This is a genomic window from Bradyrhizobium tropiciagri (assembly GCF_018130505.1).
GTDB lineage: Bacteria > Pseudomonadota > Alphaproteobacteria > Rhizobiales > Xanthobacteraceae > Bradyrhizobium > Bradyrhizobium tropiciagri_B.
Map to the genome: position 1 here is coordinate 111,240 of NZ_JAFCKH010000004.1, position 13,646 is coordinate 124,885.

At 65.5% G+C, this 13,646-nt stretch carries 12 protein-coding genes; 5 read left to right on the forward strand and 7 right to left on the reverse strand.

Annotation, left to right across the window (positions count from 1 at the left end):
- Window positions 1-32 precede the first annotated feature (32 nt).
- The 3 genes from JQ633_RS11205 to lptF all read right to left on the reverse strand — a co-directional run bounded on the left by JQ633_RS11205 (window position 33) and on the right by lptF (window position 4,788).
- On the reverse strand, window positions 33-2,450 hold the full coding sequence (locus tag JQ633_RS11205) for an LPS-assembly protein LptD (protein WP_249159209.1): 2,418 nt from the start codon (window positions 2,448-2,450) through the stop codon (window positions 33-35).
- A gap of 77 nt (window positions 2,451-2,527) precedes the next feature.
- Entirely contained in the window at window positions 2,528-3,625 is a 1,098-nt protein-coding gene (gene lptG, locus JQ633_RS11210; protein ID WP_211985082.1) for an LPS export ABC transporter permease LptG, read from the reverse strand.
- Window positions 3,622-4,788 (reverse strand): LPS export ABC transporter permease LptF, encoded by a 1,167-nt coding sequence (gene lptF, locus JQ633_RS11215; RefSeq protein ID WP_211985083.1) that lies wholly within the window; start codon window positions 4,786-4,788, stop codon window positions 3,622-3,624. Before lptF ends, lptG begins: the two co-directional genes overlap by 4 nt.
- A 350-nt stretch (window positions 4,789-5,138) precedes the next feature.
- Here lptF and JQ633_RS11220 point away from each other — a divergent pair, with 350 nt between their 5' ends.
- The 3 genes from JQ633_RS11220 (at window position 5,139) to JQ633_RS11230 (ending at window position 7,775) form a co-directional block, all read left to right on the forward strand.
- A complete protein-coding gene (locus JQ633_RS11220; protein WP_211985084.1) occupies window positions 5,139-6,638 on the forward strand; it encodes a leucyl aminopeptidase in 1,500 nt (499 codons plus the stop codon).
- 14 nt (window positions 6,639-6,652) lie between these two features.
- Window positions 6,653-7,105 carry a DNA polymerase III subunit chi gene (locus JQ633_RS11225; protein ID WP_211985085.1) on the forward strand — a complete coding sequence of 151 codons (453 nt, stop codon included), beginning with the start codon at window positions 6,653-6,655 and terminating at the stop codon, window positions 7,103-7,105.
- Between the two features lie 154 nt (window positions 7,106-7,259).
- Complete coding sequence (locus JQ633_RS11230; RefSeq protein WP_349631559.1) at window positions 7,260-7,775, forward strand: hypothetical protein; 516 nt, start codon at window positions 7,260-7,262, stop codon at window positions 7,773-7,775.
- Window positions 7,776-7,799: 24 nt separating this feature from the next.
- On the opposite strand, the gene JQ633_RS11235 is transcribed toward JQ633_RS11230, so the two are convergent.
- From JQ633_RS11235 to JQ633_RS11245, 3 genes are all read right to left on the reverse strand, one after another.
- Window positions 7,800-9,665: an ABC-F family ATP-binding cassette domain-containing protein gene (locus tag JQ633_RS11235; RefSeq protein WP_211985087.1), complete on the reverse strand. Its 1,866-nt coding sequence runs from the start codon at window positions 9,663-9,665 to the stop codon at window positions 7,800-7,802.
- A gap of 110 nt (window positions 9,666-9,775) precedes the next feature.
- Complete coding sequence (locus tag JQ633_RS11240) at window positions 9,776-9,952, reverse strand: hypothetical protein (RefSeq protein WP_211985565.1); 177 nt, start codon at window positions 9,950-9,952, stop codon at window positions 9,776-9,778.
- Window positions 9,953-10,178: 226 nt separating this feature from the next.
- Entirely contained in the window at window positions 10,179-10,430 is a 252-nt protein-coding gene (locus JQ633_RS11245) for a sulfur globule protein precursor (RefSeq protein WP_211985088.1), read from the reverse strand.
- 352 nt (window positions 10,431-10,782) lie between these two features.
- On the opposite strand from JQ633_RS11245, the gene ndk reads away from it, so the two are divergent.
- Together ndk and JQ633_RS11255 are read left to right on the forward strand one after the other, a co-directional pair.
- A complete protein-coding gene (gene ndk / locus JQ633_RS11250) occupies window positions 10,783-11,205 on the forward strand; it encodes a nucleoside-diphosphate kinase (protein WP_211985089.1) in 423 nt (140 codons plus the stop codon).
- 64 nt (window positions 11,206-11,269) lie between these two features.
- Window positions 11,270-12,109: a TerC family protein gene (locus JQ633_RS11255; protein WP_211985090.1), complete on the forward strand. Its 840-nt coding sequence runs from the start codon at window positions 11,270-11,272 to the stop codon at window positions 12,107-12,109.
- Window positions 12,110-12,131: 22 nt separating this feature from the next.
- Here the strand turns inward: JQ633_RS11255 and ppx are convergent, their stop codons facing one another.
- Window positions 12,132-13,634: an exopolyphosphatase gene (gene ppx, locus JQ633_RS11260; RefSeq protein ID WP_211985091.1), complete on the reverse strand. Its 1,503-nt coding sequence runs from the start codon at window positions 13,632-13,634 to the stop codon at window positions 12,132-12,134.
- Window positions 13,635-13,646 lie beyond the last annotated feature (12 nt).

Below are 13,646 nucleotides of genomic sequence, written 5' to 3' on the forward strand. Positions count from 1 at the left end.
ACGCAGTGTGGGTGTCCCGGTCCGGTTCCACGCTACTGCATGCCGGCCGCGCTGTTCGTCAACGAGGACTGGGCGATGGTCCGCAGGCCAATCTGGAACATGAAAGCGTGGCTGAGAGTGGGCGGCGTGGTTCCGGCCGTATAAGTATAGGATGTGACATAGTTGGCGGCCAGCACGAAACAGTCGTCCACATAGCCTGCGCCGACCACATACTGGTTGATCTTGTTCGCTTCAAGATCCCAGCGCGCCGCGCCCTGCAGCACCCAGTTCGACGCCACCTTGACCGATCCGCTGGTAAGGATGCCCTCGCGGCGGGTCAGGTAGCCGAGTTCCGGCTGGGCCGCGTAATTGCCGTACATCAGGCTGACCGACCAGCGGTCGAAGTTGGCGGTTCCCTGCGCCTCGAACCGGTTCACGTTCCAGGTCGCCTCATCCATGCGCGAGCGGATGCTGAACGTGTAGGTCCGGTTCGGCGAATAGGCGAGGCTTGCGACATAGTCCGAGCGCGGGTTCTGCAGGCCGGAATCGACGCCGGTGTTGGTGACGTCGGCGACTGCGAACGAGTTCAGGCCGAACAGCTGGTAGGACTGGCCGAACATCGCCTTGACGCTGCCGCCGCGATCGAACTGGGTGGTGGCCTGCACGCCGACATTGGCGCGGCCGCCGCCCTCGACGCGGTCGTAGCCGGAGAATTTGTCGACCGCGAACAGGTTGCTGGTGTCGAACACCATGCTCTGCGCGTCCTCGTTCGGAAGCTTGCCGGCGTCGGGCTCGTTGGGCCGGATGATGACCTGCGCGATCGGCTCGATCGTGGTCGTGCCCCACGGCTGCACGTTGATGAACGGGTAGCGGTACTCGAGGCCGACGGTCGGCATCAGGCGCACCGTCTGGGTGTCGCCGACCGGCAGGAAGTTGGAGACCCCGGGCTGGTTCGAAATGTCGGCGTTGATCGCGTCGGCGCGGACGCTGGCGAACGGGGTCCAGATCTGGCCGAACGGGTCGGTGAACGACTTGCGCCACTGCGCCTCCGCCGTCAGGCGGGTGTAGGTGCCGGGCATGCCGCGCAGCAGGCACTGCGACGGCGTCCGCGCCAGCGGGTCGGCTGACGTCGCGGTGCACAGGCTGCTGACGCTGGCGAGGTTGGTGATCGGATCGAACACCGCGGTTTCGCGGTTCAGGTTGGTGAAGTTGAACCGGTAGCTGAACTCACCGCCGAGAACGGGGCTGTTGATCACGTTGTTATAGTCGATGACGGGCGCGACCACCGGGACCTGGCTCTGGTTGCCCGAGAAGCTGAGGTAGTAGATCGCGCGCGCGTCGAAGAAGCTGCGGTTGCCGACGCCGGTCAGATAGAGCTGCGAGATCGCCTCGGTCGGCAGCGACATGAACGAGCCGAACGGATCCTTGTACTGGGCCAGCCGGTAGTCGGACATGAAGAAGTAGTCGGACAGCAGGACGCCGTCCCAGCCCCAGGTCCATTTGTCGTTCAGCGCGAACTGGCCCTTGGTCTCGATGCCGCCGCGGAACTGGCGATCGCCGGGCTGGCCCTTGAAGGCGTCGGGATCGGTCTGGTCGATGCCGTAGAGGCGGACCTGATAGGCGCCGTTCGACAGGCGCTGGCGGAATTCACCCTGCAGCAGCACGCCCTGCTTCGAGGTGAAGCGCGGGTTGAAGGTCGCGTCGAAGTCAGGCGCCAGAGCGAAATAATACGGGACTTCGACGCCGTATCCGAACGCCGTATACGAGGTGAAGGCCGGCATCAGGAAGCCGCTCTTGCGCTTCACGGTCGGATCCGGGGTCGAGAAGTAGGGCAGATACGCCATCGGAACGCCGAAGAACTCGATCTGGGCGTTCTCGAAATAGAGCATCTTCTCCTGCTGGTTGTGGATGATCCGCGCGCCCTTGACCTGCCACAGCGGCGGCTTCTTCGGATCGTCCTTACAGGGTGCGCAGGCGGTGTAAACGCCGTTGTCGAACACGGTGTAATTGCCGCTGGAGCGATCGGCCCGGGTCGCCGCCATGCGGGTCTGGTCCTCGGTGTCGACGCGCAGCGAATCGACGAAGCCGTCGCGGTAGTCGTCGCTGAGATCCAGGATGTTGGCGTAGGTGATCTTGCCCTCCGCATCGGTCATGCGGATGTTGCCCTCGGCATGAAGGCGCTTGGTCTTCTGGTCGTAGATCACCTTGTCGGCTTCGACGCTGGTGCCGTTGTAGAACAGCTGCACATTGCCGACCGCCGAGATGCGCTGGTTGTTGTAGTCGTAGTCGACCTCGGTCGCCTGAACGAGCATCTGCCCGTCATTCTTGGCCGGCGGCCGCGGCGCCTTCGGCGGGCGCGGATTGTAGGTGAAGCTCTGCGCAGCAGCCGGCGTCGGCGCGGCGATGTCGAGCGCGCTCACGACGACAAATGCGGCGAGGAGGGCAGAGAGGGAGGCGGCAAGAGCGGACATGCGGCTGCGGTGACGGCGCAAGCGAATGCGCTGCCTGAACGCAGGTGTAGTCATCTGGCGGGCGGCGACGTCTGCCACTACCCGTCCTCCTGAATCAGCAAGGCCATAAAACCGGTGAGGCCGCCCACAACGACAGGCAACCACGCCGCAGCGATGGGATGCATCAACTCAGCCTTGCTCAAGTCTTCCGTTACTTTCGACAGCACGTAGAGCAGAAAGCCTGCACCCACGCCACTCAAAACCATCTTCTGCACGCCGCCCATCCGAAAGAAGCGGAGGCTTACAGAAGCCGCCAACATCACCATCGCAGCCAGCAAAAACGGCTGCGCGATGAGCTTGTGATACTGCAAACGATAGCCCGCGGTCGCGAACCCTGAGCTCTCCGACGAACGGATGTAGTTCGGTAGTTGCCAAAACGACACAGTTTCGGGGGTGGAGAAACTGTTACGGACCTGCGCGGGGGTCAGGGTGGTGGTCAGGTAGAAGGTATTCTGGTCAACCGGAGGTTTGTCGAGGGTGTATCTGCGTACTCCCTTGAACACCCAGCGCCCTTCTTCGAGGGCTGCTTCGCGCGCTTCGATTCGCTCCTTGAACTGCAGCGCCGTATCGAATCGGAAGACGGTGAGGCCGGTCAGCCGCACGCCCTGCTGCTCGCTGCGGGCGGCGTTGATGATCGCCTGGCCTTCATCGTTAATCTGGTTCAGCCAGAAGCCGGATGCGTCCTGGATGCCGCCGCCCGGCGCGGAGCCGAACAGCTCGGCCTCCATCCGCTTGGACAGTTCGCGCAGATTCGCCGACATCGGGTTGTAGGCGGTGGTCGCGATCAGGCCGAGCAGCAGCGCGCTGGCCAGCGCCGGCGAGATGAATTGCCAGGCCGAGACGCCGGCCGCGCGCGCCACGACGAGCTCGAGCCGGCGCGACAAAGCGAGATAGCAGGTCATCGCGCCGATCAGCACGCAGAACGGCATCAGCTTCTCGAGCAGCTGCGGCACGCGGAATAGCGAGGTCTCCGCCACGGTGATCGCGGATGCGCCGACGAGGCCCGACGTTCTGCGCACCATCTCGATGTAATCGACCAGCACCAGCAGCAGGAAGATGCTGGCAAACACGCCCACCGCCGCGACCACGAAGCGGCCGGCGAAATAGCGCCCGAGCGTGTTTGTGACCATGTTCATGCGGTTGCGGGCCTCCGGAAGAAGCGCGCAATACGCTCGTTGTTGCGGTTGATCTGCTCCAGCAGTGCCGCCGGCGGCTCGACGACCACGCCGCCGACGATCATCCAGATGCCGACGCCGATGCCGCCGAACAGCATCAGGTACTGCACGACCGCGGCCATCGGGTTCTTCACCGTGACGACCGAGCAGGCGAAGCCCACCATGCGCAGGCCGAACACCGCGAATACCGAGCCGCCGATCGAGAAGTTGCGGCTCTGCCGCGTGGTGCGCGGCGCGCCGAGGAAGGCGAAGGTGAGCGCCGCGAACGCGAATGGATAGAGCGGTGCCATGAAGCGATCATGCAGCTCGGCGCGGAACTGGCCGGACAGCTGCTGATAGATCGGATCGTCCTCCTTCGGCCACATCAGCTCCCAGAGGTAGCGTTCGCGGATGCCGAGCGTGACGTCGCGGCTCTGCGAGAATTTCGACATGTCGAAGGCATAGCGTCCGAACGCGACCAGCGCCGGGTCGCGCTTGCCGACCTCGAACCGCTCGAGGTTGCCGTCCTCGAGCACGAGATAGGAGCCGCTCTCGTTCTTCAGCACGGTGCCGTGGTCGGCGATGATGGTGACGCGCTCCTGCGGATCGCGGCGATCGTCGACGAAGATGCCGCCGAGTACGCCGCCGGGCAGCCGCTCGCGGATTCGGATCGTCAGATTCTGGTCGAGCTGGGCGAAGCGGCCGGGCTGCAGGATGTTGGTCAGCACGTCGGCGGTGATCTCGGCGTCCCACTGCTTGATTCGGCGCATGCCGTCGGGCGCGAGATAGGCGCCGATGAAGGCGACCAGCGCCGCGACCACGCAGGTGGCATAAAGGAAGGGCCGGAACAGCCGCCACGGCGAGAAGCCGGCCGCGTTCATCACGATGATCTCGGAATCGGTCGCGAGCTTGTTCAGCGTGTGCGAGATCGCGATCATCAGCGCGATCGGGGCGATGATCAGCACCAGCGCCGGAATCACGAGGCCGGTGATGCCCAGGAAGGTCAGGATGGTCTGACCCTGGCTGGTCATCAAATCGATGCCGCGCAACGCCTGCGTAATCCAGATCACGCCGGTGAGGCTGACCAGGACAAGCGCAAACGACGACAGCGTCGTTTTGAAGATGTACCTGTCGATCGACCCCATTGCTTCCCGCACGACCCCCTGACGCGCCAAAACGCACGGCTTTCGACCAATCCCGTCAACCCGGGTTCCCCTTTGGTCGAGCCGCGGATCCGTCCGGCTCACACTCTCTGTACCATCCCCTTGATCCGTCAACAAAATGGCCGAGCCAAGGCGCGCTTAATTTATAGTTAATTATTCCCTTTTGTGGCCTTCCCGCCACGCCGGCGCTTGGCAGCGGAGCGGCGGACAGGCCATAGTATCGTCAAGCTCAGGTCCGGATCACTCCGGACCGTCCCCGCAACGCCGTTCCGAGTTGCCTGCCAGGGCCGTCTCAGGTCCAAGCAACATCCTGAATTCTGGAGGATTTTCCTATGTCCGACGCCGTCAAGGTCGGCTTTGTCCCGTTCGCTGCCCCCGCTCGCGGCATTCTGGTCGCGTTTTGCGACGAGCAATTGAAACTGGGGCCGGCCACGCAGAAGGCGCTGGGGGCATCCGCCGAGACGGTGAAGCGGGCCGCCGCCGCCAACCGCTTCAAGGGCAAGAGCGGCGCTGCTTTGGATATCCTGGCGCCGGAAGGCACCAAGGCCGAGCGCCTGCTCGTGATCGGAGCCGGCAAGACCAGTGAGCTCAAGGAGAAGGATTTTCTCAAGTTCGGCGGCGTCATCGCGGGCAAGCTCGGTGTGGGAACCGTGTCGATGACACTTCTCGCCGAGTTGCCGGACGGTGCGATGGCGGCGGATCAGGCCGCCGCGATCGCAACCGGCCTGCGCCTGCGCGCCTACAAGTTCGATCGCTACAAGACAAAGAAGAAGGATGGCGAGGAGGGCGCCTCGCGGGCCGACGTGTCGGTCGCCGTCGCTGATGTCGCAGCGGCGAGGAAGGCATTTGCCCCGAGCTCATCGATCGTCGACGGCGTGAATCTTGCGCGTGAGCTCGTCAACGAGCCGCCGAACGTGCTCTACCCCGAGGAGTTCGCGCGCCGTGCCAGCCAGCTGCGCAAGCTCGGCGTCAATGTCGAGGTGCTCGACGTCAAGGCGATGACCAAGCTCGGCATGGGCGCGCTGCTCGGCGTCTCACAGGGCTCGGCGCGTCCCGGCCGCACCGTGATCATGCGCTGGAACGGCGGCAAGAAGGGCGATGCGCCGGTCGCTTTCGTCGGCAAGGGCGTCTGCTTCGATACCGGCGGCATCTCCATCAAGTCGGCCGGCGGCATGGAGGATATGAAGGGTGACATGGGCGGCGCGGCCTGCGTGGTCGGCCTGATGCATGCGCTCGCCGCGCGCAAGGCGCGCGTCAATGCGGTCGGTGCGATCGGCCTCGTCGAGAACATGCCCGACGGCAACGCGCAGCGTCCCGGCGACATCGTCACCTCGATGTCCGGCCAGACCATCGAAATCATCAACACCGACGCCGAGGGGCGGCTCGTGCTTGCCGACGTGCTCTGGTACGTCGCGAAGAAGTTCAAGCCGAAGTTCATGGTCGATCTCGCGACGCTGACCGGCGCCATCATGGTCGCGCTCGGCACTGATCACGCCGGCCTGTTCTCCAACAATGACGAGCTGGCCGAGCGCCTCGCCAAGGTCGGGCTCGAGACCGGCGAGAAGGTCTGGCGCATGCCGCTCGGCCCCGAATACGACAAGCTGATCGACTCGCAATTCGCCGACATGAAGAACACCGGCGGGCGCCATGGCGGCTCGATCACCGCGGCGCAATTCCTGCAGCGCTTCGTCGACGGCAGGCCGTGGGCGCATCTCGACATCGCCGGCACCGCGATGGGCGCGCCGAAGACCGAGATCAATCAGAGCTGGGGTTCGGGCTACGGCGTGCGCCTGCTCGAGCGGCTGGTGTCGGAATATTACGAGAAGAAATAAGACGGCTGCTCCGCATGACCGAGGTTCTGTTCTACCACTTGCAGAGCATGACGCTGGAAGGCGTGCTGCCGCCGTTGCTCGAGAAGTCGCTCGAGCGCGGCTGGCGTGTGGTCGTGCAATCGACATCGCCGGAACGTGCCGAGGCGCTCGATGCGCATTTGTGGACCTACAGCGACGATTCATTCCTGCCGCATGCGATCTGGCGCGTCGCCGACGCGCAGGACCAACCGATCATCCTGTCGATCGAGGAGGCCAATCCGAATCGGGCCAACGTCCGGTTCCTGATCGACAACGCAAGCTTGCCGCCGGATAGCGACAGCTATGAGCGCATCGTCCTCGTGTTCAACGGCGACGACCCTGACGCGGTGGCGGCGGCGCGTGAGAACTGGACCGCCTGCAAGGCGCGCGGCTTCGAGGTCACTTATTGGCAGGCCGACGAGCGGGGGCGCTGGCAGCGACGCCAATAGCGATATCAAGCAATTAATGATAATTCGAGGTTTCTTGCGGCAAGCCACGGTCATGCCGCAAAGTGATGTTCGGACAACCCCCTTGCGGAAAGGGGCAGGAGTTTTGTCGATCGTGCGGGGAACATTCAGTCGGAAGTCGCTGCTGGCGTTGCTTGTGCTCGCACCCGGCCTTTCCGCCTGCTCGAGCGCATCGGATCTGCTGTCGCGCGACGCGGACTGGTTCTCGCGTCCGGGCCGGCTGTTCATCCGCAACATCTCGATCGAATCGCCGCCGCTGACGCCGGACAAGCCGGTCACCAATGATGACCTCGTTACTGCCGACGGGGCCTGTCCCGGCATGGCGCCGCCGGCCGGTGCCGCGGGTGCCAACGCACTTGCGGATGGCGCTGCAGCCGCGCCGCCACCGCAGCCGAACGGCGGCAGCGTCGCGCTCGGCCACACCGAATGCGACGTCGTGCGCGGCATCGGCGCTCCCGACAGCGTAAACCTGTCGAACGGTCCGGGCGGCGAGCGAGTTGCGGTCGTCACCTGGTCGCGCGGTGCACGCGCCGGCATCTACACATTCACGGCAGGGCGGCTGTCGTCGGTCGAGCGCGGGCCCGATCCGGTGCCGGAGCCGAAGCCCGCCAAGCCGAAGAAGAAGAAATCCACCGCGGCCGCGCACGGCTGATGTGAAGAGAGCGCTGCGCGCGCTCTAGCTCGTCGCCTCATCAAGCTCGGCGCTGGCTTGCAGCCAATCCTCCTCGGCGCGCTGCAGCGCGCTTTCAGCGCCGGCGCGGGCCTTGGTCAATTGCGCCGCCTGCTTGGGATCGCGCGTGAAGATGTCCGGCAGCGCCAGCGCGGTGTCGATCTTGGCGATGATGCCGTTGATGCGCTCGATCTCGGCCTCGGCCTGCGCGATCCGCTTGCTCGGCGCGACGCGCTTGTCGGTCCGGCCACGCTCCGGCTTCGCCGGCTCCTTGCTGCGCTCGCGCGACGCCGGCCGGTTGCCGTCATTGGCCGACAGGATCATCCGCCGGTATTCGTCAAGGTCGCCGTCATACGCCGTCACGGTCTGGTTGGCGACGACCCACAGCCGGTCGGCGCAGGCCTCGATCAAGTAGCGGTCGTGCGAGACCATCATGACGGCGCCGGGAAAATCGTTGATGGCTTCCGCCAGCGCCGCGCGGCTGTCGATGTCGAGATGGTTGGTCGGCTCGTCCAGGATGATCATGTTCGGGCCGTAGAACGTCGCAAGCCCGAGCAGCAGCCGGGCCTTTTCGCCGCCCGAAAGGCTCTGCACCTTGGTGTCTCCGGCCTTGCCGGAAAATCCGATCGCACCGACGCGGCCGCGCACCTTGCTCTCGGGCGCATCGGGCATCAGCTTGCGGATGTGATCATACGGCGAGCCGTCGAGATTGAGCTCGTCGACCTGATGCTGCGCGAAATAGCCGACCGATAGTTTGTCCGCCCGCGTGATCCGTCCGGCGAACGGGGCGAGCTTGCCCGCCAGCAGCTTGACCAGCGTCGACTTGCCGTTGCCGTTGGACCCGAGCAGCGCGATGCGGTCGTCGGTATCGACGCGCAGCGTCACGCGGTTGAGCACCGGCTTGCCCGGCTCATAGCCGACCGAGACGTCGTCGACCGCGATGATCGGCGGCGACAGCAGCTTCTCGGGCGCCGGGAACGAGATCTCGCGGACGTCCTGGGTCACCAGCGCGGTGACCGGCTTCATCCGCTCCAGCATCTTGACGCGCGACTGCGCCTGCCGCGCCTTCGAGGCCTTGGCCTTGAAGCGGTCGACGAAGGCCTGCAGCCGCTTGCGTTCGTCGGCCTGGCGCTTGGCATGCTTGGCGTCGAGCAGTTCGCGCGCCGATCGCTGCTCCTCGAACGACGAATAAGTGCCCTTGTAGAGCGTGAGCCGGCCGCGATCGAGGTGCAGGATCTGGTCGACCGAGGTGTCGAGCAGGTCGCGGTCGTGGCTGATCACGATCACCGTGCGCGGATAATTGGCGAGGTGATTCTCCAGCCACAGCGTGCCTTCGAGATCGAGATAGTTGGTCGGCTCGTCGAGCAGCAGGAGATCGGGCGCCGAGAACAGCGTCGCCGCGAGCGCCACGCGCATGCGCCAGCCGCCGGAGAACTCCGCGCAGGCGCGCGCCTGATCGGCCGTCGAGAAGCCGAGGCCGGAGAGGATCGCGGCGGCACGGGCCGGCGCCGAGTGGGCGTCGATGTCGACCAGCCGGGTCTGGATCTCGGCGATTCTGTGCGGGTCCTGCGCGGTTTCCGCCTCGTGCAGCAGCGCGTCGCGCTCGAGATCGGCCTTCAGCACGACGTTGATCAGGCTCTCCGGCCCATCGGGCGCCTCCTGCGCGAGGCTGCCGATACGCCAGCGCGGCGGCAGCGCGATGCTGCCGCTTTCGACCGGCATGTCGCCGCGGATCGCATGAAACAGCGTCGACTTGCCGACACCGTTACGACCGACGAATCCGACACGCGCGCCGGGCGTAATCTGCACGGAACTGTGATCGATCAGCAGCCGTCCGGCGATCCGGATCGAGATGTCGGTGATGGAGAGCATGGCAGCCTTGTCACCGGACCCGCTGCCAAACGCAACCCGTCAGTTTGAAAATCTGTCCGGGGGCGCTGTCGTATCAATGCATTTTCGGGCCGCTAGCGGCCCGATCTTGTCTAATTCTGATCGTTTTCCCGTCGCCGTAGCTCATCCATCAGGTGTTGCAGGCGGGACGAGAGCGCCGGCTCCGGGCGCATGTTCTGCTGCAAACGTTCACCCACCGCATCGCAGATGTAACGGCAGGTCTTGTGATCGATCTGGTCGCGATCGCCGTTGTTCGAAGTGGACATCATTGGCACATCTCTTCGCACATTTCTTGGCGAGTTCCACCTCGCGAGGTTTCGAGTGGTATTGCCGTAACAAGTCGCGACCCCCGACTTTGGTTTCCGGTCGCAACGCCGTTATGCGCTCGCGCTGAGGTAGTGGGGCCGAGCGGCTCGACGTCAGGTTCCCGTTCCACACGAAAAAAGGCCCCGGCGCGATGGCCGGGGCTGTCCAAGTCAGGGGAGATTCGTCGGATCAATAGCAGCGGTTGACCGCGCGCCAGCGGGGCCCCCACGGGGTCGGGACTACACGGCGGACGTAGCAGCCGCCGTAGCCACCGAAATAGGCGGGACCACCGACGACGACGCGCGGGCTGCCCCAGCCGTGATGCCAGCCACCATGCCAACCCCCGTGCCAGCCGCCCCAGGCAGAGGCGGAGGTCGGCGCCAGTGCGGCCGCACCGAGCGAAACCGCGGCAACTGCAGCAAGCGAGAGTTTGCGTAACATGATCGTCTCCTCGAGGTTGGGGCGCGCATCAGGCGGCCCGCGGTGACATCGTTTCCGAGACGTCCTGCGAGGCTTGGCGGATCGGCCGGCATGGCGTCGGATCGATGGAGAGCCTATGTCGAGGGAGCTGAACGGCGGCGGCACGGCGCCATCAGAATGGGTTCACCTTCGTGAAATCGTCGTAATTCGGCCCGGGAGCAGGGGCCTGGCTGACGGCTGACGCTGGAGCTCTTTTCGGCGCGAAAATGCACCAAAAACTAATGGCTGACGCGTCACAGGGTCGCTTGCCGTCATCCCATCGCGCCGATATAAGCCCCGGCAACTCCCAACCACCGTTTGCAAGGACGAAATCATGGCGATTGAACGCACCTTCTCGATCATCAAGCCCGATGCCACCGAGCGCAACCTGACCGGTGCGGTCAATGCGGTGATCGAGAAGGCGGGCCTGCGCGTTGTCGCGCAGAAGCGCATTCGTATGACCCGCGGTCAGGCCGAGACCTTCTATGCGGTCCACAAGGCGCGTCCGTTCTTCGGCGAGCTGGTTGAGTTCATGACCTCGGGTCCGGTGGTGGTCCAGGTGCTGGAAGGCGAGGGCGCCATCCTGAAGTATCGTGACGTGATGGGCGCGACCGATCCGTCGAAGGCCGCCGAGGGCACGATTCGCAAGCTCTACGCCAAGTCGATCGGCGAAAACTCGGTGCACGGCTCGGACGCGGCGGAAACCGCTGCGATCGAGATCGCGCAATTCTTCTCCGGCAACGAGATCGTCGGCTGATTTATCTTGGACGCGGCGGGCGACCGCCGCCAGGGGGCGGCCGCAAGGCCGAATAGGACTCGCTGTGGATTGGCTGTGGCAGATCTTTGATCCCGCGCACATCGGCGCGTTCTTCACCCAGTTCAAGGAGGAGATGGCGACGCCGACCTTCTGGGTCGCCGTCGGCAAGATCATCTGGATCAACGTCCTGCTGTCGGGCGACAACGCGCTCGTGATCGCGCTTGCCTGCCGCGGCCTCGCGCCGCGCCAGCGGCTGTGGGGCATGGTGTTCGGCGCCGCCGCCGCGGTGCTGCTGCGGGTGATCTTCACCGGCATCGTCGCCACGTTGATGGAGCTGCCTTACCTAAAGCTGATCGGCGGCCTCGCGCTGATCGTGATCGCGGCCAAGCTGCTGGTGCCGGAGCAGGAGGACGAGGACAGCGTCGATGCGGCCTCGCATCTGTGGGCTGCGGTGCAGATCGTCGTCGTCGCCGACATCGTGATGAGCCTCGACAACGTGATCGCGGTGGCCGCCGCCGCCAACGGCAGCGTGCCGCTCCTGGTGCTCGGACTTGCAATCAGCGTTCCGCTGATCGTCGCCGGCGCCGCGCTGATCATGGCGCTGCTCAACAAGCTGCCGATCCTGGTCTGGGCCGGTGCCGCGCTGCTCGGCTGGATCGCAGGCGACGTCATCGCGACCGATCCGGCGATCCATCCGAAGCTGGATGCGCTGTTCGCCGGATCGCTCGGCGCCAAGCTCGACTCCGTGCTGGGGTCGCTCGGAATGGCACCGCAGTTCGGCCACGGCGGCAACGGCGGCGAGATGATGCTCGCCGTGCTCGGCATCATCGTGGTGCTGATCGCCGGATCGATCTGGCGCCGCCACGCGCTCAGCAAGGCAAAGCACTCCGCCGAAGCGGCGTGACGCTGATCGTCCTGCTCTAGAGCTAGCGCCGCACGATCGAGCCGGAACGCCCGACCAGCCGTGCCAATTGGCGGAAGCGGCTGCCGACGCGGTCGGCGACCAGGTCGACCATGCGATGCTCGAACACCAGCATCAGCTTGCGGCCCTGGGTGCGGAAATGCGTCGCGGGCAGCACGCCGGTGCGCGCCGCCGAGATCAGGTGCGCGACACGGAAGGCGGCGCCGAGTACGCGGGCGCGCTCGTCCATCGCCGGCGGCACCAACTCACGGATCTGCAGAGGCGGTTCGTTTTCCTCGCTGAGGCCGGCGTAGCGGTAGAACACCGACAGCGCGACGAAGGCGCGGCCCTGATGCGTGATCGAGCCGAAATTGCCGTTCATGATCAGGCTGAGGGTTTCCTCGCCGCGATGATCGGGATGCACCCGCCAGCCGATGTCGGACAGCAGGCAGGCGACGTGACGCAGCCGGCGGTCCTCCTCGGTCTCGCGCAGCCGGATCACCCGCGCCAGCCGGTCGGTCCAGCCGGTCAGCTCGCGGGCGTGACGCGCCGAGCGCGACAGCAATTCGTTGAGTTCCTGCGCGGCACAGAGCAGGCCGTCCTTGGCGCGCTCCGTCGGCGGCAGCATCTCGTAGAGCAGGCCCTCGCGCACGCCGAAGGTCGAGAACACGATGGTCTTCGGCTGCGCGACGCGGATGATGTATTCGAGCACGAGCGCGGCATAGGTCAGCAGCGGCCGCCGCGCGTCGGCGACCGCCTCGATATTGGCCAGCATGTTGGTGGCGGCGAGCCGCCGCAGCCGCTGCGCGAAGTCGAGCGCTTCCGCCGCGGGGATGGAATAGCCGTGCATCACCTTGAGCGGATAACCGCTCTGGATGATGTGGATCCGCGCCAGCGCGCGCCAGGTGCCGCCGACCGCATAGAAGGTGCGGCCACGGCCGGTCTTGAGCTGCGGCACTCCGAGCAGTTCGTTCTTGACGATGCGCTCGGCGCGCTTGAGCGATTTGTGCGAGAGGTCCTGCAGCGCGAGGCTGCCGAGCGGCAAGGTCACGCCGCTGCGCACGCGGTTGCCCTTCACATCGATCAGCTCGAGCGACCCACCGCCGAGGTCGCCGACGATGCCGTTGGGATTGTGCACGCCCGAGACGACGCCGAGCGCCGACAGTTTTGCCTCACGCGGTCCGGAGAGAATCTCGATCTTGGCGCCGCAGATCCGTTCGGCCTGCGCGATGAAGTCGGGACCGTTCTTGGCGTCGCGGCAGGCCGCGGTCGCGATCGCGTAGACGCGGCCGACCTGCTGGATCTTGCACAGCGCGCGAAAGCGGCGCAGCGCGGTGAGCGCGCGATTGACCGCATCGGTCGCGAGCAGGCCGGTGCTCTGCACCTCGCGGCCGAGCCCGCACAGCGCCTTCTCGTTGAAGATGGTGACGAGGCTGCGCGCCATCGCCTCGTAGACCACGAGACGAACCGAGTTCGAGCCAATGTCGATGACAGCGACGCTGGAAGCGCGCTTCCGCGGCCGCTTCACCGTAAGGCCCCC

Excerpts from the sequence above, each read along its gene's own strand:
- ndk (WP_211985089.1), top strand. The coding sequence starts at position 10,783 with ATGGCGATTGAACGCACCTTCTCGATCATCAAGCCCGATGCCACCGAG.
- JQ633_RS11205 (WP_249159209.1), bottom strand. The coding sequence starts at position 2,450 with ATGTCCGCTCTTGCCGCCTCCCTCTCTGCCCTCCTCGCCGCATTTGTC.
- JQ633_RS11220 (WP_211985084.1), top strand. The coding sequence starts at position 5,139 with ATGTCCGACGCCGTCAAGGTCGGCTTTGTCCCGTTCGCTGCCCCCGCT.
- JQ633_RS11225 (WP_211985085.1), top strand. The coding sequence starts at position 6,653 with ATGACCGAGGTTCTGTTCTACCACTTGCAGAGCATGACGCTGGAAGGC.
- JQ633_RS11240 (WP_211985565.1), bottom strand. The coding sequence starts at position 9,952 with ATGATGTCCACTTCGAACAACGGCGATCGCGACCAGATCGATCACAAG.
- JQ633_RS11235 (WP_211985087.1), bottom strand. The coding sequence starts at position 9,665 with ATGCTCTCCATCACCGACATCTCGATCCGGATCGCCGGACGGCTGCTG.
- lptG (WP_211985082.1), bottom strand. The coding sequence starts at position 3,625 with ATGAACATGGTCACAAACACGCTCGGGCGCTATTTCGCCGGCCGCTTC.
- lptF (WP_211985083.1), bottom strand. The coding sequence starts at position 4,788 with ATGGGGTCGATCGACAGGTACATCTTCAAAACGACGCTGTCGTCGTTT.
- JQ633_RS11245 (WP_211985088.1), bottom strand. The coding sequence starts at position 10,430 with ATGTTACGCAAACTCTCGCTTGCTGCAGTTGCCGCGGTTTCGCTCGGT.